Source organism: Candidatus Oscillochloris fontis, from assembly GCF_004138135.1.
GTDB classification, from domain to species: Bacteria; Chloroflexota; Chloroflexia; order Chloroflexales; family Chloroflexaceae; genus Oscillochloris; species Oscillochloris fontis.
Genome location: NZ_RYFD01000014.1, coordinates 38,571 through 62,271 on the forward strand (window position 1 = coordinate 38,571; position 23,701 = coordinate 62,271).

Annotated in this window: 21 protein-coding genes; 6 read left to right on the plus strand and 15 right to left on the minus strand. The window is 54.0% G+C overall.

Features of this window, described 5'->3' with window-relative positions:
- Positions 1-13: 13 nt before the first annotated feature.
- From EKD03_RS07495 to EKD03_RS07520, 5 genes are all read right to left on the minus strand, one after another.
- Entirely contained in the window at positions 14-1,030 is a 1,017-nt protein-coding gene (locus tag EKD03_RS07495) for an ABC transporter ATP-binding protein (protein WP_129629180.1), read from the minus strand.
- Between the two features lie 171 nt (positions 1,031-1,201).
- A complete protein-coding gene (locus tag EKD03_RS07500) occupies positions 1,202-2,302 on the minus strand; it encodes a hypothetical protein (protein ID WP_129629182.1) in 1,101 nt (366 codons plus the stop codon).
- A gap of 8 nt (positions 2,303-2,310) precedes the next feature.
- A complete protein-coding gene (locus EKD03_RS07505) occupies positions 2,311-3,282 on the minus strand; it encodes a sugar phosphate nucleotidyltransferase (RefSeq protein ID WP_129629183.1) in 972 nt (323 codons plus the stop codon).
- A 2-nt stretch (positions 3,283-3,284) separates the two neighbouring features.
- A complete protein-coding gene (locus tag EKD03_RS07510; RefSeq protein ID WP_174842834.1) occupies positions 3,285-3,530 on the minus strand; it encodes an FmdB family zinc ribbon protein in 246 nt (81 codons plus the stop codon).
- Between the two features lie 276 nt (positions 3,531-3,806).
- Entirely contained in the window at positions 3,807-4,604 is a 798-nt protein-coding gene (locus tag EKD03_RS07520; RefSeq protein ID WP_238613433.1) for a cyclic di-GMP-binding domain-containing protein, MshE-related, read from the minus strand.
- 275 nt (positions 4,605-4,879) lie between these two features.
- Here EKD03_RS07520 and EKD03_RS07525 point away from each other — a divergent pair, with 275 nt between their 5' ends.
- Both EKD03_RS07525 and EKD03_RS07530 read left to right on the plus strand, forming a co-directional pair.
- A complete protein-coding gene (locus EKD03_RS07525) occupies positions 4,880-6,259 on the plus strand; it encodes a Kelch repeat-containing protein (RefSeq protein ID WP_129629187.1) in 1,380 nt (459 codons plus the stop codon).
- A gap of 81 nt (positions 6,260-6,340) precedes the next feature.
- The gene (locus EKD03_RS07530; RefSeq protein WP_129629189.1) at positions 6,341-6,904 is read left to right on the plus strand and encodes a class I SAM-dependent methyltransferase; all 564 of its coding nucleotides are present in this window, start codon (positions 6,341-6,343) and stop codon (positions 6,902-6,904) included.
- A 61-nt stretch (positions 6,905-6,965) separates the two neighbouring features.
- On the opposite strand, the gene EKD03_RS07535 is transcribed toward EKD03_RS07530, so the two are convergent.
- The 9 genes from EKD03_RS07535 to EKD03_RS07575 form a co-directional block, all read right to left on the minus strand.
- Positions 6,966-7,328: a hypothetical protein gene (locus EKD03_RS07535; RefSeq protein ID WP_129629191.1), complete on the minus strand. Its 363-nt coding sequence runs from the start codon at positions 7,326-7,328 to the stop codon at positions 6,966-6,968.
- Positions 7,329-7,751: 423 nt separating this feature from the next.
- A complete protein-coding gene (locus EKD03_RS07540) occupies positions 7,752-9,254 on the minus strand; it encodes a hypothetical protein (protein ID WP_129629193.1) in 1,503 nt (500 codons plus the stop codon).
- A 165-nt stretch (positions 9,255-9,419) separates the two neighbouring features.
- Positions 9,420-10,214, minus strand: coding sequence for a nucleotidyltransferase family protein (locus EKD03_RS07545; protein WP_129629195.1), 795 nt, complete (start codon positions 10,212-10,214; stop codon positions 9,420-9,422).
- Complete coding sequence (locus EKD03_RS07550) at positions 10,211-11,179, minus strand: hypothetical protein (RefSeq protein WP_129629197.1); 969 nt, start codon at positions 11,177-11,179, stop codon at positions 10,211-10,213. The genes EKD03_RS07545 and EKD03_RS07550 overlap by 4 nt, the downstream gene beginning before the upstream one ends.
- Before the next feature lie 101 nt (positions 11,180-11,280).
- The gene (locus EKD03_RS07555) at positions 11,281-12,195 is read right to left on the minus strand and encodes a glycosyltransferase family 2 protein (RefSeq protein ID WP_161569210.1); all 915 of its coding nucleotides are present in this window, start codon (positions 12,193-12,195) and stop codon (positions 11,281-11,283) included.
- Entirely contained in the window at positions 12,192-13,394 is a 1,203-nt protein-coding gene (locus EKD03_RS07560) for a glycosyltransferase family 4 protein (RefSeq protein ID WP_238613434.1), read from the minus strand. Before EKD03_RS07560 ends, EKD03_RS07555 begins: the two co-directional genes overlap by 4 nt.
- Positions 13,395-13,397: 3 nt before the next feature.
- Entirely contained in the window at positions 13,398-14,552 is a 1,155-nt protein-coding gene (locus EKD03_RS07565) for a glycosyltransferase (RefSeq protein WP_129629201.1), read from the minus strand.
- 55 nt (positions 14,553-14,607) lie between these two features.
- Positions 14,608-16,638, minus strand: coding sequence for a hypothetical protein (locus tag EKD03_RS07570; protein WP_129629203.1), 2,031 nt, complete (start codon positions 16,636-16,638; stop codon positions 14,608-14,610).
- Complete coding sequence (locus EKD03_RS07575; RefSeq protein WP_129629205.1) at positions 16,635-17,114, minus strand: dual specificity protein phosphatase family protein; 480 nt, start codon at positions 17,112-17,114, stop codon at positions 16,635-16,637. Before EKD03_RS07575 ends, EKD03_RS07570 begins: the two co-directional genes overlap by 4 nt.
- 83 nt (positions 17,115-17,197) lie before the next feature.
- On the opposite strand from EKD03_RS07575, the gene EKD03_RS07580 reads away from it, so the two are divergent.
- The 4 genes from EKD03_RS07580 to EKD03_RS07595 all read left to right on the plus strand — a co-directional run bounded on the left by EKD03_RS07580 (position 17,198) and on the right by EKD03_RS07595 (position 20,942).
- Positions 17,198-18,097 (plus strand): GNAT family N-acetyltransferase, encoded by a 900-nt coding sequence (locus EKD03_RS07580; RefSeq protein ID WP_129629207.1) that lies wholly within the window; start codon positions 17,198-17,200, stop codon positions 18,095-18,097.
- Positions 18,098-18,110: 13 nt separating this feature from the next.
- Positions 18,111-18,674: an SH3 domain-containing protein gene (locus EKD03_RS07585; RefSeq protein ID WP_129629209.1), complete on the plus strand. Its 564-nt coding sequence runs from the start codon at positions 18,111-18,113 to the stop codon at positions 18,672-18,674.
- A 381-nt stretch (positions 18,675-19,055) separates the two neighbouring features.
- Entirely contained in the window at positions 19,056-20,594 is a 1,539-nt protein-coding gene (locus EKD03_RS07590) for an ArnT family glycosyltransferase (RefSeq protein WP_129629211.1), read from the plus strand.
- A 15-nt stretch (positions 20,595-20,609) separates the two neighbouring features.
- Entirely contained in the window at positions 20,610-20,942 is a 333-nt protein-coding gene (locus EKD03_RS07595) for a hypothetical protein (RefSeq protein ID WP_129629213.1), read from the plus strand.
- A 210-nt stretch (positions 20,943-21,152) separates the two neighbouring features.
- Here EKD03_RS07595 and EKD03_RS07600 read toward each other — a convergent pair whose 3' ends face one another.
- Positions 21,153-23,699: a protein kinase domain-containing protein gene (locus EKD03_RS07600; protein ID WP_129629215.1), complete on the minus strand. Its 2,547-nt coding sequence runs from the start codon at positions 23,697-23,699 to the stop codon at positions 21,153-21,155.
- Between the last annotated feature and the right edge of the window lie 2 nt (positions 23,700-23,701).

The window sequence follows — 23,701 nt, forward strand, 5'->3', positions numbered from 1 at the left end:
GGAACTCTCACATCTAGGCGGCGACACCCTCAGGTTTCTGCGCAGGCAGCGGGGTCTCCATCGTAATATCAAAGAGGCAGGCGGCGCGATGATCCTCAGCAACGCTCCGCAGCGGCGGTGTCTTCGTCAGGCACTCATCGCGCACATAATCGCAGCGCGGGCTAAATGGGCAAAGCTGGGGCAGGTCAATCAGGCTCGGTGGCAAGCCCCGAATGGGGTTAAGTTTACGCCCCCGCCCATCATCAAGGCGCGGGATCGAGCGTAACAAGCCGATGGTATAGGGCATACGCGGATTCGCGAAGAGTTCGGCGGTCTTCGCCTCCTCCACCACCTTCCCCGCATACATCACCGTCACCCGGTCGGTCATGCCCGCCACCACCCCCAAGTCGTGGGTAATGATCATCACCGCCGTATCCAGTTCCTCCTTAAGCCGGTTGATCAGTTCAAGGATCTGGGCCTGGATCGTCACATCAAGCGCCGTCGTCGGCTCATCGGCGATGAGCAATTCAGGATTACACGAGATCGCCATCGCGATCATGACGCGCTGGCGCATCCCACCGGAGAACTGGTGCGGATAATTATCGAGGCGCTTACTGGCACTCGGAATCCCGACCATATCCAACAACTCAGCAGCGCGGCTCAGCGCCTCACGTTTGGTGAGCTTGAGATGCAACTCCAACGACTCGGTAATCTGCCGCCCCACCGTTAACACCGGATTGAGCGAGGTCATCGGGTCCTGGAAGATCATAGCGATGCGATTGCCACGAATATGGCGCATCTGTTGTTCGCTGGCTTGGAGCAGATCTTGACCATCAAAGAAGATCTGGCCACCGGCCACCTTACCGGGGGGGCTAGGAATGAGGCGCATGATCGAGAGCGAGGTGACACTCTTACCACACCCTGACTCACCCACAATGCCCAGTGTCTCACCACGATTGACGTAGAAGGAGACAGTATCCACCGCCTTCACCACTCCATCCTGAGTATGAAAGTGGGTCTCCAAGTTACGCACGTCGAGCAGTGGGGCCATGAGCTCCTCAGTTCTTCCTGATTTCGATGCACACACGCAAGGGGGGTGTGGTGATGATCACCACACCAGAAATTATAGCACAATGTAGCGACGCCACGTAACGACGCAAGATCTTGCGTCGCAATGTAGCGACGCAAGATCTTGCGTCGCTACATTGCACCACCCAAACAATCACACCACCAGGGGCGAGAAGGGCGTAATCCGACCGCGCCGGGGACGGGCGGGCAGCATACGATCCAACGCCCGCTGGGTCATCTGATCATCATAGGCAATCTGGGCATTGCGACGCGCATCGCGTGGGTCGAAGAGACCACGGCCATCACCATCGAAGCTGTTGGCCACATAGGCAATGATCGTATCCGACAACTGGCGTACCAAGGCGGATGCATTGGGCAGGCGGCGCGCAAGCGTAGCCGACGGCCCCAGGCGACGTAGGTCACGCTGACCGAGGATCGCACCGAGGCGTTCGCGGGCATCGGCGGGATTATTGCCTGCTGAACCGAGCATAATGCGCTGCAAGCCCACCGCTGGCGGCGGCATGATCGGTAATGGGCCAAGATCGGGGCTACCGGGGCCAAATGCGATCTGGCCCGCAAGCTGTAACACTTCGCGGTCAGCCTCACTGAGCATGCGTGGCCCATGGATCGTCGCGGTAATAAAGATGTTGGGTGGTAGCACGGGGCGTTGCGCTGGCGCAAGACCAGGGAGCGCCAAGCGACGCTCACCATTGGCATCAATCTGGAGCAGATCGCGGGTATAGTGACGTAGCTCATCGAGCGTCAGCCCGCGCAGCAGCACCATATAGAGCTTACCGAGGTTGGCCGGGTTCGCTGCCTCGTGCAACGTGTCAAGGAAGTGTAACGAACCGAGGCGTTCGTGGACACCCTGGTAGTAGCTCTGCTCACCGCTCTGTTCTGTCCAGCTATTCGAGCCAATCGTAACAAACTGCTCACTCTCAAGCCCCACCAGCGCCGAGGTAAACCCCGTCACCAACGCAGCCTTACCAGCCCCCTCAGGGCCAGTCAACACCACCAACGGATTGGTTTTGAGTGAGACATAGTAACTGGTGATCAACTGACGCGGAAACGCGCCACCCAACGCCCCACACACATGGTCAAGGAGATCCTGCTCGTTTGCCTTGGCCTGGGCAACCCGGTAGCCATGGTGGATCGAGCGATAGGCAGTGGCTGGGGTAGATGCCGACTTTCCCTGGCCCGCACCGGCCTGGCTGGAGGCAACACTGCCGCCAGCGCGGAAGTTGTAGGCGATCATAGGTTCACCTAAAGAGATATACTTGCTGCATCACCAATATTGAGCTCATGAACCGAACCAGTCACGTTGGCCTTCTCGCCAATCACGCTCCCGGCCAACACTACGCCATAGACTGTCGCTCCGGCGTTGATGATCGAGTCGCTGATCACCGCGTTGCGCACCACCGCGCCTGCGCCAAGCGAGACATTCGGCCCAATCACCGCGTTTTCAACCTGTACCCCCGGCCCAAGATGCACCGGCGGGATGATCACGCTCTCAACCACCGCTTCATTGCGGCTGTGGCCATGGGCGAGGAGGTAGCGGTTGGTATCGAGCAGCGCATCGAAGGTGCCACAGTCACGCCACATCGGCACCACCTCGGAACGAAAATGCTCGCCGCGATCAATCATGATCTGGATCGCATCAGCGAGGTAGTACTCGCCCTTGGTCTGGATCTTGTGTTCCATCATGTAATTGATGGCTTCCATCAGGCGTTGAGCCTCCGGCACATAGTAGAACCCGACTACCGCAAGGTTAGAGACCGGCGTGGTTGGCTTCTCGACTAACCGGGTAATGCGGCCATCCTCAATGACAGCCACACCAAACCGGCTGGGATCTTCAACTTCTTGGCAGTAGATAACGCCCTCTTCGGGGTGGGCATTAAGGTAGTCTTTGTCAATTCCCACTAAGCCGTCGCCAAAGACGACCAACATGGGGCCTTGCACATCCTTCGCCAGATAGACGGCGTCGGCCTGGCCACGCATCTCGGTCTGCACCAAGAAACGCAGCGGCATGGTGTAGCGCTCGCGTACATAGCGCTCGATCTGATCGCCGAGATACCCGGTCACACAGATCAGTTCATCGATCTGAAGATCGAGTAGATCATCAACGATATGCGCGAGTACCGGCTTCCCGGCCACACTCAGCAGCGGCTTGGGCTTGCTGTAGGTATGTGGGCGGAGGCGCGTTCCCAGCCCTGCGGTCAAGATCAGCACATGCATGGCTAACTCCTTGGCCCACAGCTACAACCAGGGCACCCTTTACCACAACTCGTCCCCGATGTTGAACCAGACTCGACCAAGGCTCCGATAGACGTATCACGCGAATAGGAGGCAAAGACCGAAATCAGACGTTCAACGTGATCACTATCGCAAACCGGACATGTGACTCCGGTATCATCCTGATCCATACGGCGCAAACGATCAAAGCGGCTGTTGCACGTTTGACAGCCATACTCATACATCGGCATCGTGTTACCTCAAACTAGGTGGCGCGGCCGTTCCCATGCAATTATACCATGGCAGAATGTCCATGGTATGACCTCTTTTTGCACATCTTGGGCAAAGTCACCTCCGGTGGAGGTTCGGGTGCGGCTACGCCCCCCCCGAAGATCTTCTTTGTTGTTTTTTGGCGGCTACGCCGCCAAAAAACAACAAAAATCGGGGTTTGGGGCTTCAGCCCCAAGGACTTTGCCCATGCCATCCGGTGGAGGTTCGGGGGCGCATCGCGATGCGCCCCATACGAATCAATACCCAAACTTCGACCAGAAGGAGCGCTCTTGATCCTGCAAGGCTTCATCAATGCGATCCGGGGTCACCATATTCAGGCGCACCAAGATCTGGCCTAGGCTCAAGCGTTGGTTCCGCTGATCGAGGCGCAGTTGTTCAGCTAAAGCCAATTCTAACTGCTCAGGCGTAATATAGTTCTGCCCCACCAAGTACTCGCCCAACACCTGAGGAGCAATACGCAGATTACTGCGCTCCTGTTGCTGCATAATCAAGGCTTTGGCCAATTTACTAGGGGTAATCAGTCCGCGTTGGAGTAAAATCTGCCCAACCCGCCGATCTGCCGAGATGACACTACCACTCTTCTGATAACGCAAGACCTCTTGCAACTCCTGGTTCGAGATCGCCCCAATCTCCACCAAAATATCCCCGATCAGGCGCGCCTGAGGCCGCTCGTGGAAGTGAAGGGTCTTGACATCGGCGATCAGTTGCATGGTGCGAATCTCGGCCATCCGGCGTTGGGCCGCCAAATCACCCGGCTCAACAATCAGTTGGGCCTGAAGATAGGCCATTTGGATCGGTTCATTCTCGGGTGCCAGTACGGATGCCCGTTCCAGACAATCACGCCGTTGCCGAGGATCTTTGACCAGGTCACTCAACGCTAACCAAGCGTCAAGACACTGGTGCCCTTCGATTAAGTGAGCACGCAGCCGCTCGATACTCGTGTGGTTATTCGTAACAACTGGACAAGGATGCGAACACTGCTTCATTGCAACGATCTCGTAATGAGGACGCATTTTAAGGGTTGGACTAGCCATTATACAACACCTCCCTAGGAGTACAAGGCGAAAAAAGGAACCTTCCCAGGGTGCGTACCAGATGCTCCAACCAGAGCCGTTTCTACTAGTTGGGCTTTAGTAAACGAGTACCTGCGGTTTTTTGGTAGATCTCTGTTGCTTCCGGTGGGGGTTTGGGGCGCAGCCCCAAGGACTTTGCCCATGCCCTGTTGACAGATCATCACTACTTGCCCAAGCCCAAGGCTCATGCTATGATCCGGCTGCGGCGCAGACGCAGACGCAGAGACTCTACCAGTATGACCAACGAAAGCCCCATCAGCGAACGTGAGCGCGAGATCCTGAAGTTAGTTGCCACCGGCGCGAGTAACCAGCAGATCGCGCAACAACTCAACATCAGCATCAATACGGTCAAGGTGCATGTACGCAACATCTTCAGCAAAACTGGGGTTATGTCGCGTACCGAAGCGACCATCTATGCGATCAACCATGGCTTGGTGACGCCAGAACGTTTTGCGCCGAGTAGCGCAAGTAGTGATGCTGCACCGGTGGCCGAGGTTATCGAAGAGACTCGCCCACCCGCTCCTACCCCAGCAGCGGAACCAGCGGAACCAGCTACCGCGCTCGCCCAGAGCGATCCACCTGAAGCCCTCCAACCCACAATCACACCAGCACAGCCCCCGTGGCTACGGCTTGTTGGGGTGGCGGTACTGCTGCTCCTGGTTGTCGGCGGACTCATCATCTGGGCCAACCCCAGCCTAGCGGAACCGCTTGCCGCCGCGCCGACACCCATCCCCGTGCCGAGCAGCGACCCCAACCAGCGCTGGTTTAGCCGGGCACCCATGCCGCAACCCCGCGCTGCCTTTGCAATCACCGCCTATGATCTAGATCGCAAACTCTATGTGATCGGGGGCAGCATTGATGGCCAACCAAGTGCGGCGATTGATCGCTTTGACCCGGAGAACAACCTCTGGGTTTCGCTCACCGACAAGCCGACGGCGGTGAGCCACATTGGGGCGGCGGTATTACGCGGTAAGATCTACGTACCGGGGGGGATTGATGCCACTGGCCAAGTACGTGACATCCTGGAGATCTTTGACCCGCGTGAGCAGCGCTGGCACAGCGGGGCGACCCTACCTGCCCCACGCAGCAACTACGCACTGGTGGCGTGGGAGGGGCAACTCTACCTGATTGGCGGATGGGACGGAAACCGGGTGCGCAGCGAGGTCTATATCTATGACCCGCAGCGCGACACATGGAGTGAGGGAACAGCCCTACCTAGCCCGCGCCAAGATGCGGGGGCGACGGTGGTGGCGGGGCAGATCTACGTGGTGGGCGGGAGTGACGGGGCGGTGGGGTTAAGGGAGACGCTGGAGTTGAACCCGACTGAGGGCGAAATGCGTTGGCAGATGAAGGCACCGTTGCCATCTCCGATAGCAAACACTGGAGTAGTGAGTGCAATCAGTATGATTCTTGTCCTCGATCCTGTCAACAAGAGTATATTCGAGTATAACCAGATGAATGATGTTTGGATCAGCGTTGATGTGCCAGAATTTGTCGTTATTTCTTCAAGAACCACCCTGCTTGGATCGGATTTTTACATAATCAGTGAGGATTCCTTCGGAATTATGAGCGGATATAAGGCAATATTTACGACATACATTTCACCATACAGATGAGATACGAATGAACGAGACATGGTATACTATAAGTAGCGTCATATCCTGATCAAAGTGACAGACATAGTCAGAACTAACATTATGATTCCTCCACTGCTCTCACCATATATCCGTGATCGTCGGTACAAGATCATCCAGCCATTTCTTTCGCAGAATATGCTGGATGTTGGTTGTGGGAATGCGTATTTACTCAGAACGATCCCACCTGTTGAGCGCTATATTGGCCTAGACATCAATGAACCTATGCTAAACATGGGGCGTGAATATTTTCCCCACCATGAGTTTCATATATGCAACTTAGAGGGAGGAAATATACCGGCCCATGTATATGAGCAACCTGTTCAAACGATTTTACTCATTGCGCTACTGGAACATCTCGCCAACCCTGCGCAATTGATCACAGCCCTCGAACCAGCACTAGCACCGGGTGGGTACTTGGTTGCGACGACACCAACGCCACTGGGGCATACGGTTCACGCGATGGGTGCGCGACTCGGTCTCTTCTACAAAGAAGCTGCGGAAGACCATAAGAGCCGCCTGAATCAAAACCATCTGCGCCACATGTGCCAGGATGCCGGACTAGAGGTAGTGATGTACCGTCAATTTGAATTTGGCTGTAATCAACTGATAGTAGCGAGGAAGTAGCGAGGTACGACAGACAGACAGACAAGGTTACGCTCGAATGAGCGTAACCTTATTTATTTGCTTAACTCCGTGGATTCGGTACTTCTTCGCCAGTATTTGCATCAAGCGAATAGAGCCACACAAGGGTTGTCGGATCAACCACACTCCAGATCGGGTTGGACTTCCCTTCGAGATGCACCAATTCGAGATCGTAGGAGGTAGGATCACTCACAGTGAGGCCCAGAGCTGGTGCCTTTTCAAGAAAGCGTGCAAAGACCTGGTCACTGGTCACTTGGACGAGCGCCATATCAATGGGTAGCTCCTGCGGTATCGTCGGAACAACCGGTTCAGCTTCGGTAGTTCCCGAAACCTGTCCATCAATAACTTGGACATAGAACTCGCGGGAGGTACCTTCAACCTTAAACTTAAAGAACCACCCAGACACAACCGGTGGTGATCCGATATTCCGCAACATGATCTGCGAAGGCACAACTGCATAGAGTTTAGCCTCAGGATTAAATGATTGAGCAACTGCCGTTTGAGCCGCAGCAAGACTATTTGCAACACTAACTGAGCGACCAAAAGGCGAGGCAGTTAAGGTAGGCCCGGGATACGGTTCACCAGAATCAGTGGGAGAGGGATAGCCAGAGTGATCTGGAGTTACGACAATGGGAGTTACCTGATAGGGTAAATCTGATGGACGAGGAGCGGCGCTACATGCTGTCAATAACAGCAGTAGCAAAACGATCATAGATCGCCGATAGGAGAAAAGCATCGTATCTTCACCTTTCAATCAAAATGGGTATGCAATCTCTTAAGAGATAATTGCATACCCATTCTCTATTACACGACTAGGTCACGAGCAATATCACTGCATCGGTGTACCACTAAAGACATGCAGGTAATCTCCTGGTATTCTACCTTTATACCCTAGAACACTGGGGTCAGTATTATGCTGAACCAGTACTACGAGGGGCGACGTGGTAGGATTACCATTCACATCAACTGCACTGGCAATAGCCGCCGTGCTTGTTCGTACACTCCCGAAAGGATTATTGGGATTCTTCGCTAGGTGATTAAAGTTTGCGATACCATTGGTTGGGATCGGTGCTGGAGTGCGCCATGTCTTACCATCTTGATAGGTAAGCTGAATGTACGTAGGATCGCCCGTATTCTGTACCGAAATGTTGGTAAAGAAGCCGTAGAAGTTGCTCATCACACTCGGAACAATCACCTTAGGTGTGGGCTGTGAGGGGCAGTTGTAGTAGGCGTAGTCGCCGAGGATTGCGCCACCATTCAATTCTGGGGAGCGGCTATAGCCAACTACAGCCACAATGCTTCCGCCGGTAGATGTAACCTCAATCTTGGCTGAGAACGTACCATTAACATTACCGGAAGGAATTGTCTGACCTTCGGTCGTGTTACGATTGAACTGAAGAAACATAATCGAGGCATTGGGTGCAAGACTGAAACGTTCAATCCCGCCACCGGAGTAGGTCACGGTACCTACGGCAGTATCGGTTTGATCCACATTCTGGATCGAGAGGGCCGAGCCAAAGCCATAGAAACGGTTCATCAGGTTGGGTGCATAGGCTGTGCGGCTACCGCTGATGAAGGCATTATAGCTGGCGCTCATATTGGTGGGCGTGGTACGCCAGACATTAGCAATACCAGCAATGTTGGTAGCACTCGAATTGACCACCATACCAAACGAGCCAGTAGGCCCACTGGGCAAACTCGTGAAGAGCGCATCGCTCGTTGCATAGGTCTTGGTACCATTGGCGGCCAGTGTCCCAAGTTGGATTGGTATAAGATTGAGTTTTGTCCCAGTAGCTGAGTAGAAGTCGGCGGTAAGGGTTGTCGCAGTCGTTGCACTGGTATTCTGGATGACCACCTCAGAGAAGAAGCCATAGAAACTCTTCATCGCGGCGGGGAAGAAGAGCTTCTGGGCGGTATTCGCCGCATCAACCCCCTCATAGGCGAAGGCCGTCCAGGGAGCAGTTATTTGATCCACTGAAGAGATTTGCACCGATACCGCAACCTTCTGATTGCTACTCACAACTGCTGAGTACTGACCACGACCGAGTTGGGACAAATCCGGGATGAAGACATTGAGCAAGCCATTGGCGTCAATATTCAATGCCGGGGCCGAAGGTGCAGGGTAGGACAGAACAAGGCTGCTCCCTTGATAGAAATCAATTCGTACCCCTGCGGCAGCAGTTTCAGAGGTATTGCGAATGAGAACGGCGTTTGTCCAGACACCAGGAATGGCTGTGGTATCACGTTGTGCGAGTACTGCATTCGGACGCAAAGCCAAGGTGCCTAACAGGAGGGTAAAAACGATCAACGGAATGATTATGCGTTTTAGCATAGCCTACGACTCCTCAATGACTACTAATCCAACAACCGATGGTGATCCTTGTATCTACTATAGCAAATATAGCAAACTGCGTCCGGAGTTCAATAACACCTTGGATATAATCATACAAGGAGTATTTGGCTTCAGAACGCCAAAAAGACGACTAATACTAAAGGGTTATCTCATATCATCAAACCGAGAATCTTGTTCAAGAGCTAGGCGCAAGACACCCGACTGAAAATCTTCGGGCGTTCCGATATCGTGGTAGTGTGCTTCTAGTAGAGGAATGCCTTGAATAGTAAGCCCTGCCTTCAGCGCTGCATTAAAGACACCACTCATCACATATTCAGTATCTTGAGGCGGCTGATCGGCGAGGTGTGCGGTAAGAAATTCGGTAAATCTGGGCGACCATGCCGCCATGCCCCACATAAGATGCAAATTACTCTGGGCGGGCTTCTCTATGAAATAGACCAGACGCCCTTGGTCATCTTGTTCCACCATCCCGAATTTATGCGGTGTTGTTGTAGAAAACAGCCCCAGCGTCACATCAACCCCATGGCGTTGATGAAACGCGCTCACACGAGCCATGGTTTCGGGTGGAGTAATGAGAGTATCGGGCATCGAGAAGAGCGTAGTGGACGAACCAATCCAGTCACGTGCAAGACTCAGCGCGAACGGCAATCCCTGCAATTGTTGTTGGTAGACATAAGCAACTGCTACCCCATAACGGGAGCCATCGCCAATGTAGCGCACGATATCCGCCTTACTCTCGCTAATAATCACCACTGCCCGACGGGCACCGGCTTGGCGCAGCGCATGGAGGTGTAGTTCCATCGCAGTCACTGGATGCCATGCGAGGGATGTGGTTTGGGTTGGGCGAAAGCCAAGCGGCATAATCTCTTTACTGCATGGAATGGGGCCAAGCCGTGAACCTCGGCCAGCAGCAGGCAGTAAACCAATAAGATCATTCATGATGGTTTGTATTGGTATGTTCGTAAGCGACGATAGATCTGAATAGCTCCAAGTAAGATGAGGCTACAACCGATCTGCCCAAAGGTAAGAATCACTTTGACAATAATAGCCACTGCAATACCAACCGTAATTGGCCAATATTGAGCAAGTAATACGGTGAACGTGATTTCGCGGATAATCCCAAATACGCCCAAGGTTACGCTCATAGCATAACTTGCTAAGCTCGCTAATAACCAGATATGGGCGATAGTCAAGCACATATCAAAGTTGATAGGAACAAGCGCACGCATAATGAACCACATGATCAATATTCCGATTGGCCATGAGGTGCCATACCAGAAGAGTGCAACAAGCCAATAGGCAAATTCTTTGAGACTCCGATGACCAGCATAGCGTGCCAGTAACCAGATGAAGGTACTTAACCCACTCACAAACACGATCACCACAACAAATGGAGGCACCCAGTGACTCACCCATAGCGAGATGAGCAGCGTTGCTCCTGAGCCGATCATCAGGGCTAATTCACTCAGTGAAGCAACCACCACCGTTTTTTGAGCAACTCCACGTGCGTGGTAAAAGTGGGAACGGTTGGCAATATACCAAGCAATGGTAGGCAGGTACTTGACCAGATTACTCCCTGCGATTGCTTCGATATTGACACGTAACGTCACATGACCAAAGAAGATGCGCGTAAGCGCATGCCAACCAAGTATATGCATCCCAAAGGAAATAACATAGATCCCCAAGGCAAGGCTGAAGTAGATGGGGTCAATATGGACATCCTGAGGAAATTTCTGCCAAGAATAATAGATCCCTATCGCAGCTACCACTAATGCTACCCACTGGAAGAGGTACCAAAACCAACGTGGAATGCTTGATGGAAGAAGTTTATCTACATAATGACGTAATAGACTAATGAGACTGCGAATGCGTTCGGCCAGATTTGTTGATGTTTCCTGATTCATATCAGACGGCCCAATAAATCTGGCGGGTAGATGTACATATGACGTAGTAAATCATAGCCAAATCAGAAGTGGAAAAAGAGGTTTTTTCGGGGATAATTTGACTACTTTACCCATTCTGGCCGGAGATCATCGTTAAGATCGGCTCGGAGAGCAGTATAGATACCAGCAAAAAGGCTAGGAAAAACTCGAACATTACCCTTCACTGTCTCACGAAATATGAGCCAGAGTAGGTAGATATAGAAGGTACGAAGATCATGGTGTTTGCGGTGATAGCGCACACAACTCTGACCAAAGACCTTCCACCAGCGCAGTCCCATGGCGCTATTCTTGGTGCTACGTGATACTTTATGCCAGAGGCGAGCTTGGGCCGAGTAGATGATGCGAAAACCGGCCTTGCGTGCGGCAACGCAGATGTCCCAATCATCGTAGTAGAAGAAGTAGCCCTCATCAAAGCTGATCTGTTCAGCCATGGCGCGGGTGAAGAGCAGACAGTAGCTGGGGGCAAATTGGATTTCGGTATCAATATCAAGTCTGGGGTTATCGCGCTGTTTCCGCCCCCGCATGACGATATTTGAGGGCATCCAGCGCGCATAGCCACCCGCTGAACAGATGTGATCCCGATCTGTATAGTAGAAGATCTTGGGCATAACCATGCCACAGCCAGGGTTACGCTGTTGGGTTGCTACCATCTGGGTAACAAAGAGTGGGTCACACTCCAGATCATTATTCATTGGGACAACATGATCGGCTCCGCGCTGGAGGGCTACCTGAATACCAGCGTTGTAGCCACCAGCGATGCCACGGTTGTGAGAGCAACGCACCAGTTCAATTTCGGGATACTCAGCCGCAATGCGATCCGGGCTATCGTCGCTCGATGCATTGTCAACCACAATGATCCGACAATTCGGGTAGGCTAACCCACGTAGTGATTCGAGACATTCGTGGGTGTCGTCATAGCCATTCCAGTTCAGTATCACCAGATAGACCAATGGAGCCGCGACAGTCGGTGCGTTCATAGCGCCCTTGTTGAATAGATTGTTGCCCATATCTTTGCCAGTCGTTCCCAACTATAGTGGAGAGACTGGATATACGACTCACGGCTTAGTCTTTGTTGCCGCTGTGAATCAGTTAGTAGAGCAATGATCGCCTCAGCCAATGCCGCCGCATCGCCAGGTCGAACCAGCACTCCCGCCACACCATGGAGTAAGACATCTGCTCGATCACCAACATCACCCGTAATGACTGGGATACCAAGCGCCATACTCTCCACGAGTTTGAGCGGTGAACGTGCTTGAGCAACCTTATTATCGTACACAGGATCAACACTCACGTCTGCAATGGACAATAGAGTAGGCACAGACTGATGTGAGACCTCGCCGGTAAAGTATACCAGATCTTGCAGATCAGCTTGCACTACCTGTTGCTGGAGCAGTGGAAGGTCCTCACCGCCACCAATCATCAAGAGGGCAGCGGTAGGTATTCTACGTACAACCTCGCCAAACGCCTGAATTAAGAGGTCAACAGGATGATTCTGTAGTGCGAGGGTTCCAGCATACGCGACCAATCGGCGGTCACTCAATCCAAGTGCTGCGCGAAGGGCTTCACGCTGGACTAGTGGTGGCACGGTAAATTGTTCGAGGTTAACCCCATTGGGTACCAACACAATAGGATCAACCCCGGCTTTGCGCAGTCTTTCTTGTAAATAGCGCGTATTGACCGTAACACCAGCAGCAAGGCGAGGTAAAAGCCATTGCCAGAAACCAAAGACGGCGCGTTGCCACGCGGCTGGTAAGCGATTGCTTAAGACTTCGTCATCATCGCAATCCACATAGAAGCGCTGGCGACGAATCAGGGAGACTGCGATCAACGCCGCCATCCCATTGATCGGTTGGGGTTTACCCAGATGATAGACATCGGCAGGCGAACAGATCACGCCCCAGATCATCCCTAACGTTGCCGTTACTACGACACGCAGCAGAGCGAGTGGCCCAAAACGTTCGGGTAGGCTGCCGGATTTACGCGCATGCATCTGGCCCACATACCAGACCTCAACCCCATCTTGAATGAAGCGGCGCTGCGGGCAATTGGGCAGATCGGGATGCAGTGCTAAGATGCGTACCGCGTGGCCTTGGCGTACCAATCCACGCGCAAGATGAAAATAACGCCGCCCAGATGGGCGTTCAATGCCCATGGTAATAAGCATCGTAACGCGCATAGCCTAGTCTTCTACCCCTAACTCATGGGCTGCCGCTTTGATCGTCTCTACCAACTGCTGCCACGAGAAGCTGTGGACAGCATTGGCCAAGACATTAGCCCGAAAGCCGGAACCTAGATCTTCCTGAAAATAGCGCACAATCGCATCAGCGAGGGCACGCTCATCCTGAGGAGGCACCACCAACCCATTGACCCCGTCTTCAACTACCTCATACAGACCCCCAACACGGGTGGTGATGACGGGTTTTCCAAAACCAAAGGCCAACTGCACGACACCACTCTGGGTTGCAGATATATAGGGTAGTACAACCACATCAGCGGCATCAAAGAAGGGGCGTAGTTCCTCATTGGGCACATAACGATTGATGACGGTCATCATATCGCTGACCCCAAACTCCTCGGCGTAGCGTTGGTAGAAGTCGGGGTTAACCCAAAACTCACCCACAACCAAGAGATGCACGTTGAGATGTTTGCGTACAAAATGCAGCGCATGGATCAGAAATTCCAAACCTTTATATGGACGTACAAAGCCGAAGAAGAGGATGACATGCGCATCCGAGGGTAAGCCAAGACCCTGACGTAGCTGGGCCGGATTGTCATGACTCTGTTGGGCAAGATCCGCATAGGTTGGGTGGTGCGCCTTAAAGACCCGTGCTTGGGGCAAGAGTGCGAGGAGGCGGTGGCGGTCTTCCTCGCTATGTACAATCATCGCATCACCACGCCGAAGTACGGTTAGCGCCAACCGACGATCAATTGTTCCACCACCATCGTGGGGAACCACGTTATGGCAGATAAAGATGATCTTGGTATTGGTTTTACGCTTGATCATGCTTGCAATGGCGGTCAGACATGGCGTCCAATAGGGTACCCACCATTGCAAAATGAGGATGTCGGGGCGATCATGACGTACTCGACGGTACAGTCGCCACCACGTGATCGGATCAATAGGGTCGAGGATATATTCGCAATCTACCCGTAAAGGAGACATACTCGGATCGCGATCTGTTCGCCCTGAGTAGAGTAAGCGTGGATATTGGCGGGTAAACGAATAGAGCGGAGTATCATAGCCGCTAGCACGCAACTGGCGTACCATCAGCGTCGTATAGTGTGCAATCCCACCGCGAAAGGGGTAGGTCGGGCCAACAACACTGATTCGCACTAGTAGACCCTCCAAATAATTACTTTGTTGTGCAGATTTGCAGGCATATTATTATTTATTTAGATAATAATTCAAAAATCCAGACATTATCTTGATGATAGATCAGATGTAATGCTGGGTTTTTACGTAGTAGATCTGGTGCTAGGACATGATTTGTTCCAGTATACCCTATAGTCCCTTGATGCTGGCCGACATAGATATGTGTTACCCCACGTTCGCGTAAGAGCGCTAGGGTCTGATGGTCATTGATACCTTGGGTATAGAGTGCAGTATAAATTTGGTTGACCCATTCCTGATATTGTGGTCGTGATCCCTGTTCAGCACCATAGACCATCGGTGGTAAGACGACCTCTCGGTGCGCCAGCAGGGGTAACCACCAACCGGCATCGGAGCCAATAACCGAGACTACATTCAGATAATACCCATTGACTAAAAAGCGTGCGTCTGGAGGGAGGTTTTCATCAATCCAATTGGCAGCCTCAATATCAGCCGCAGTGACATAACTGGTAGGTTCAGCGCCAACATCTTGGAATCGGGCGTCCCATCCCCACCATATGCCGCCAAGCATACAGCATACAACGAGCAGTTGCAGGAGCGGATGGCGCAAGCGATAGACCAACCAACCAATACTGACGCCTGCCAGTAATGCTGCCGGTATATAGGCGGCTATTGAGAGGGCGAAGTTGGTGAGAATAGCTGCACCGGGCAGGCGGAGCCATTGGGGGTTGACTATTATAGTGACAAATACCCACCACAAAGCCACGAGGTTGATCGCATGCTTGCGCTTCCAGAGTGCCCAAATGATGCTTACTGGTATGGTATACCACATTAAGAGTGGTAGAAAGAAACTATAATTACCTAGTGCATTGGTTGCGTCTATGGATGGAGAACGTCCCCCTGTTGATGCTGTCGCCGAGATGATCATTATGGCAATATCTAGTAAGTTGCCTTCCAGCATGCGCAGGAACCAGGGCAGTACAACCAACCCGCTACTGACACCTAACAGCATCCCGCGCCCAACCCACTGTCGCCATGGGTAACGCACACCCTCAACAATAATAAAAGCGGGGAAGAAGCAGACCGCAAAGATGGCAATGCGGTAGTGAGTCAGCAGCATCCCGGCAAGGCTGAGGATGCTGAGCAGCATGAGTGCCTTGGGGCGGCGTTCGGCTACGATGAGGAGTTCCCATGCGAGGTACAGGGCCGTCGGCATGATCACTTGCCCAACCAACTGGGTATAGCGGCCCCAGTTGATATAGTACATGGGCATGGCCGCCATAAACCCTGCTAAGAAGATGGCCGCCCCCCCCGCCCAACGAGTCTGGCCTAACCGTAGCGCAAAGGGGTAGAGCGCAAAGACGGCGGCAATATTGGCGATTTGACCAAAGAGCACCACGGCGCGGGGTGTCTCGGCTCCGGTGATCCATGTGAATACAGCCGCTTGACTGTGAAACCCAAAGTGGTAGGTGAGGGTTTCGAGTTCAGCATAGGGATGCCACGAATTAAAAAGCCCGCCATGATCAAGGATCAGTTGGGTGATCATGGTATGGTGTACGGAATCGGCCCAGAAGGGGATGCTGATGCTATGAGCCGGGATGCAACGAACCAGAGCGACGGCGCTGATCACGATGAGTAGGGCCAGGTTGGGCCACAGGTTGCCGCCGTGCTCACGCGCCCGCCAGCCGCTGAGTTGGGTGAGGGGTTGCTGCTTCAGTTGCCATGCGAGGAGCGGAAGTGCGAGCAGGGGTGGCAGCCACGCATTCAGTGGGCCGAGGTGTAGCCCGACCAGATCGGTGAAGAGCAGGAAGAGGGGGTAGATGGCGAGGCCAAGCCCCACCGCCAACCCGGCTTGCTCAGGCAGCGTCAGGCGCTGCGCTCCATCCCAGAGGCGCAGTATGGCCCAACCGGGTAGGAGGAAGAGCCACATAGCGGCAAGCAAGGCTCCGCCCCATTCGCGCATTCCGCCAATACGGTTGGGTTGCACATGGAGCGTATTGCTGATGAGCCAAGCCAGTAGGCCCATGAGCAAAAAGAGGCCAGCGCCAATCCAGTGCTGATAAGGACGCAGTCGTGTGAAGCTATTCATGAGCGTAGACGAAACTCATACTCGCGCAACCGCAGCACCTGACGCGGATTGGGGGCGATAATCGGGCGCGCCCGGCGGATCAGGGTGAGTGCGTTGCGGGTTGAAAGATGGTGTACCGCAACTAAGTAGGCGGCGGCCATTAAAGGGGCGCGCCCCACCCCGGCATGGCAATGCACAAAGACCGGCATGCCTTCGGCGTGCGCGGCGGCAATAAAGGCTACGCCAGCATCAAATTGGCTGAAGGTGGCCGGGTGGAAATCCGGGATGAGCAAGTGCAGAGTGCGTTCTGGTGGTGTTCCCTGGAACTGATCTACTCGCTCGGCCTGGAGATTGAGGACAGCACGAATCCCCATCGCGGCAAGTTGTGGCCATTGATCGGCGCGAAATTCGCCCCCCACATAGAGGAGTGGGGCGACTTGGCTGATATTCAGGCCAAAGAAGCGGCTGAGTTGGGATTGAACGTAGGATCGGATCATGTGTTACGGCATGCTCATGCGGTACAATAGAGCCAGCATTCACCCATGCAATGCCGTACTCACGGCGGTATCATACCACGATTATGTGGCTCTTTCGCAAACCACCCAATCTGAACCGTGCCCTCCCACGTATGGTGCATGCCGAAGATCTTACAAAGATCTCGCGGCTATTTCGTGATGGCAACTATCGCTACTATGGTTTCTCGGCATCTGAGTTAGAGGGGTTGCTGGCGGCAGGCTATGGGGCTGTCTTGGGTATTGGTGAAGAGTTGTTGGGCGTCGTCTTGATCCACTGGCCTGCCGAACATACCTGCTGGCTGCGGGGCTTGGCGCTGGCTGATGGGGTTGATCTGCACGCGGGGGTGCAAGCGCTGTTGCCCTTTCTGCATACGATGTTGGCCCAACGTAACCTGGATACGATCTATTACGCCGGGGATGATGCGAGTGATATTTGGCTTGTCCCTGCGTTGCTTCAACAGGGCTATGCGCAAGAGACCGATGTGGTAGTGTATGAGAAGCGCGATCTGCACATCCCCGATCTGGGGAATCCAGCGGTGCATATTCGCCCGGCCCTGAGTGGAGATATTGAGGCGGTGTTGCGCATTGATCGCGCCTGTTTTGAGCCGCAGTGGACGAAGGATGATCTGATTCTGGCTCCTGCAATTATTCAGGGGCCACTCTTTCTGATCGCCGAATGGGAAGGCCAGGTGGTTGGCTATGCTTATGCGACCAGCCACTTCGCCGGGCGCTTGCTGCATCTGGTGCGGATCGCGGTGGAACCGGGGCACCAAGGTGTACAGATCGGGGTGCGTCTGCTGGCCTCGGTCGTTTCGTTCGCGGCTGGTCAAGGAGCGACGGTGGTTACGTTAAATACACAAGCCTATAATGCGCATGCCCAGCGACTCTACCGGTGGTTTGGGTTTACACCCACCGGCGAGCGCCAACCGGTCTTGTCCTATCGGCTGGGTCAGCCGTGTGAATGATTGAGGAGGTCGTGTGCCACCAAAAATAGATCCTCGCGATTGGGATCGCCACTTTCGTCCGGGTGCTCCACGCCGGGGTGGCCCGCTTCAGACATTGGCGAATATTCTGCTGATTATGCTGGCATTAGGTATTTTGGGTGGGGCTGGTTTTTTTGCCTGGAACTATGGGCGTGAACAGGCTCAAGAGACGGCGGCGGCGGCATCGCGGAGGGTTGAAACGACGACTGCGGCGGCAATTGCTACCCGTACTGCACGTGCAGCTACACCTACTATCGCGCCTACTTTGGCGGCGATTGCAGAGACCCCGGCACTGCCTGCCGAGCCTATTCTGGGCCGGGCAACGGTGATCAATGGCGGGAATCTGCGCAGTGAGCCACGGGTGGCACCTGAGACGGTGGTTGGGCAGGTGTGTGTGAATGATCAGGTGGAGGTGTTGGAGGAGCAGACTCTGGCCAACGGGGCGCGCTGGTACCGCCTGCGCGTAATAAGTGCCCCCAATCCATGTGTGGCCGAACGGGCTGCGGTGGGGGTGGTGGGGTGGGTGAGTGCGTCGTTGCTGGGGCCGCTGAGTCCGTAGTATCCCGATCTTCCGGGAAGCTTGAAGCTTCCCGGAAGATTACGGCATGTGGGGATTTTCCCCCTCAGCATCTCCGCCTCAAGGCTGATCTCGCGTGTAACTCGTTTTGGTACAATCGGCCACAGATAGATCATGGTTAGCGGTAGAGCTCTCTTGCAGACATCCCAAAGCTAACCAGGTTCCCCCCCTCTTGCACGGCTGCCACACGGCAGCCGTTTTTTGGTTCACACTACAATGCCGTCTCTACTTAGGCTGCGGTGGCGAGTCTCTGGGTATCCTTATGCTATAATGCAACCTAATACACACCCTGTATGCTGGTATTCGTGATGCTTTAATCAAGAAAAAGTATCATAGTATATTATAGATAACGGTGATTACATAATGAAAAAGATTAACAAAACCGTACTGCTCGTGTTTTCCGTCGTGATCTTAGCAGCTTTAATTAGGGTGTGGGGGGTGAATTTTGGATTACCACAGCTCTACCATGCAGATGAGAGTAATAAGATTTCAATCGCTCAGAAAATGTTTAAGACGGGAGATCTTAACCCGCACTACTTTAAGAAGCCAACTCTTTTTATCTATCTCAATGCCTTATTATATATTCCTTATTATAAACTAGGAGAGATTTTAGGTGTTTTCAAAAATCCAAATGACATATCATACCCAATAACACTAACTATGGGGGTTGGTTATTCTGCACTCCCAACATCCGTTCTTATGGCAAGGCTTTTGTCGGTTGCTTTTTCTACGGCAACGATACCTTTCATCTTTAGTATTGGTCAACGTCTCAGTAAAAAAACATCAGTTGGACTACTGGCTGCTCTATTTTTGGCTGTTTCTCCAACGCATGTGATGCTCAGTCGCGAAATTACCGAGAATGCTTTTCAAGTATTCTTTATGACTATTGTGGTTTGGGCTTCACTGCGGCTCTACGAAGAAGGCAAAACGATTGACTATATTATTGCAGGCGTAGCCACGGGGCTAACTATTTCATCAAAGTATCCAGGGGTACTCATAGTTATTGTTCCAATTTGTGCGCATTTCTTGCGATCAGAATTTAAAAAGGGAATAACAGATATTCGTATATACTATACGTTATTCCTTGCACCTATCACCTTTCTTGCAACAACTCCGTTTGCGTTACTCGATTATAAAAAATTCCTTGAAGATACCTTGTTTGAGGTTGATCACTATGCAACCGGGCATCCCGGTATGGAGGGAAATAGTCTTGTTTGGTATCTGACCTATGCATGGGGAACGTCCGCTTTGATTTATCTCTTTGCACTATTAGAGATTGTGCGTGGTTTATATACGCGCTCAAAAAATATCATTCTTTTATCTGTTTTTCCGGTAGTACATTTTGTGTTTATCATTTCATTTGTTGTGCGTAATGATCGTACACTTCTTCCTTTAACTCCGATGCTGTTTGTCTTATCTGCGTCTTTTATTGTGTACATATGGCGGCATTTCCTGGGTAATAGAATAGTAATTGGTTTGTTTGCGTCTTTAGTAATAATAAGCCTCTTTCAGCCAATTATGAAAACGTATCAAGAGGGAGTGCGATTAACGACGCCAGACAGTCGTGTAACCTCTATGGCATGGATTGAAGAGCATGTACCTGTTGGATCAAGGGTTGCCCTAGAAGCCTATGCTCCTTTTGTTAATCCTGACACATTCTTTGTTGTTCCTGTTGGTGTGATGATTAATTATGAGCCTGATTGGTATGTCGAACAAAAGATAGACTACCTCGTATTTGGGCATGGCATGTACGGAAGATTTTATCTCGATCCAGAACGATATAAAAATGAAATCACTCGGTATAATACTCTCTTTGAGTATGAACAATTTGAGCTTATTCAACTTTTTAATGATGCAGGGTATGAAGTACGTATTTATCAAGTAGATCATTCCGATTCTTAGGATAGAGAGAAACTCATGTCAGAGCCTCTTCCCACGCCCCTTACCGACCTGCGCCGCCGCGCACCGATAGCACGCACGTTGATCCGTGATGTCTTGACCGAGATGGTTGGTGAGGTTGAGGTTGTGTATGACTTCTATCGCGAGTGGAATGGGTGCTGGTTGGTCAATGTCAAGGTGAGTGGGGCGGCGAGTGCGCAACTCAGCTTTACGCTGATGGATACGCCTAGTGGAGGTATGCTGGCACTGCCGCGCCCCATGCCCAGCCGCTGGCGCAGCGTGGGGGTGCGGGCGACTGATGGGACGCGCTGGAGCCTGAGTGAGCAGGGGGCGTTGGTGCGGGTGGGGTAGAACCGCATAGCCATTCGGTAGTCGTATTGTGCCCTGGTTGTTGACCGCAGAGGACGCAGAGGAAGAACCAGAGGTATAGCGTGCTTTGTACACGCAGGTAGATCAAAACCCATCCCTCTGCGTACCTCTGTGTCCTCTGCGGAGGAGGCGGATGGGCTTTATTATAACGAAGCCCATCCTTAACCGAAAGCAGCCCCCACCTATACCCCTTTACGGCTCGCGGCGCTGTTCCGCCTCGACCTCGGCGCGCTCGGCGGGGGTCTGGGCATGCTCGATGGCTTGGCGCAGATCCTCACGGGCTGCGGCCATGTCGCCGGTGGCGCGGTGGTAGCGGGCGCGGATCAGGTAGGGGAGGTACCAGTCGGGGCTTTGCTCGATGCTGGTGTTGATGAGTGGTGCGGCATCTTCCAGGCGTTCCAGCAGCATGTAGGCGCGGGCGAGGCTGAGTTGGGCGCTGGGTTGATCGTGGTTGAAGAGTGCATCAATGTAGCCCAGGCCATCCTGATGCTCACGAGCGGCTTCGAGATCGGGAAGCGCCGCTTCGGCTTGCTGTTGGGCCAGCAGGGCCAAGCCACGCCCGTAGATCGCCTCGATGTTGTCGGCACCAGCCTCTAGGGCGTGGTTAAAGTCTTGGAGCGCCTCGTCAGGGCGATCCAGGTGTAGGAGTATGAAGCCACGGAAGGTGGAGGTGGCCACATCAGCATCGCTGATCTTGACCATCGCTTCGGCATCTTCCAGCGCAAGTGCGTAGTTGCCCATGCGAATCAGCATGGCCGCGTGGCCCTCACGCGCCTCGGTGTGTTCGGGGTCAAGCGCTATCGCGGCTGCGAAATCGGCGAGCGCGGCTTCGGGGTTCTGGTACACATAGCGGTTGAGGCGGCCCCGCCGCAACACGGCCTCGAAGTTGCGTGGATCGATCTTGAGGACGGCGTTGGTGTCAGCCAGCGCCTCGTCGTAGCGCGATTCGGTGTAGTTGGCCTCGGCGCGCAGGTTGAGGGCCAGCGTGTTGTTCGGTTCCTGTGCAATGACGGTGCTGGTGTCGCTGATCACCCGCTGACGACTCTTGGAGATGGTGTCGTAGAAGTCGGGGGCGGAGGTGAGTAGGCGGGCGTGAGCGATGTAGGCGGACATCAGGTTGGGATCGAGTTCAATCGCTCGCTCAAGATCCTGCAATGCCTGGCGGTGCGCCTGATCATCCTCGGTGGTCATTGCGATCAGTTCGGCCCGCGCCACATAGGCCGGGGCGTGTTGGGGATCGAGCGCCAGCGCGGCTTCAATGTCGGCGCGGGCCTGTTCGGTATAGGTGTAGACATCCCACCAGACATAGAGTTGGGCGCGGGCGGCCAGCAGCGCGGGGTTGTCCGGGTTGCGGTCAATCGCCATGGTATAGATGCGCAGCGCTTGGTCGGGGTTGCCGTCGGGGCAGCCCGGCGCGGAGCAGGCGCGGAGCCCGTTGGCCAGTGGGTCGTTGGGATCGGGCGGCGGTGGGGTGTTACGCGGCGGGATCGGGAGGGTGTGCCCGTCGGCGGCGGCAGCCGTAGCATCTACACTCAACTCGGTCGGCACGACGAGCGCGCCAGCTTCGTTGAGTCCGCGAAAGACCATCATGCCACCGGCAATGAAGGCGCCGAGGACAAGTACCGCTAACGTGCTCAGCACGCCGATCATGATCGCGGATTTGCGCAGGCACGAACGCTTTTTGGCCGCGATGGCTGGAGCGACGGGTGGTGCAGGCGCGGGTGTGGGCGCAGCGCTGGTCATGTCGAGGACGCGGGTCTCACGCGAGCGCGAGACGGCGTCGGGGTCGGTGACGGCCTGGAGTGAGACGAGACTCTGGGGGGCTTGGTTAGCCAAACTTGCAGTTGCCTCGCGTAGCGCAGCCCCGAAGGCGGCAGCATCCTGAAAGCGCTGGGCAGGATCTTTGGCCAAGGCTTTAAGTAAGACTTGCTCGATCTTGATCGGCAGATCGGGGCGCAGGCTACGCGGTGGCGGTAGTGCGGCGGTGCTGTGCTTCATGACGATGGCGAAGGGGGTGTCGGCATCGAAGGGTACCTGCCCGATCAGCAACTCGTAGAGCACAATCCCCAATGAGTAGATGTCAGAACGCGCATCAACCCGTTCACCCCGGCCCTGTTCGGGCGACATATAGGCTGGCGAACCCAGGATGGTGCCAGCGGCGGTATGCTCGACCGAGTCCTTGACGATCCGCGCCACGCCGAAGTCGGTCAGGACGACGCTGGTGGGGGTCAGATTGAGTAGCAGCGCGTCAACATCCGCATCACTCAGCGCAGCATCAGCGCGGTCACGGCGGCGGATGAGCACGTTAGCGGGCTTGACATCGCGGTGGATGACGTGTTGCTCGTGGGCATAGCCGAGCGCATCGGCGAGTTGGCTGATGATCTGGCCAACGACGGGGATGGGCAGCAGCTTACCACGCCGGTGCAGGCTTTGGATGGCGGCCTTGAGGGTGGGGCCGCTGACAAATTCCATGGCCATGAAGGCGGTGCCCTCGTGGACATCAAAATCGTGGACTTGGACAATATTGGGGTGGTGGAGCGCCGCAACCGCCCGCGCCTCGCGCCCGAAGCGCTGGAGCAGATCGGGGTCGCTGGCGAGGTGCGGATAGATCACCTTGAGGGCCACAAAGCGATCCAGGGTTGGTTGGTAGGCGCGGTAGACTTCGGCCATGCCCCCCCGGCCCAGGCGCTCTAGCACTTGGTAACGGCCCATGGTGCGCCCGGTAAGATCGTCGCTCATTA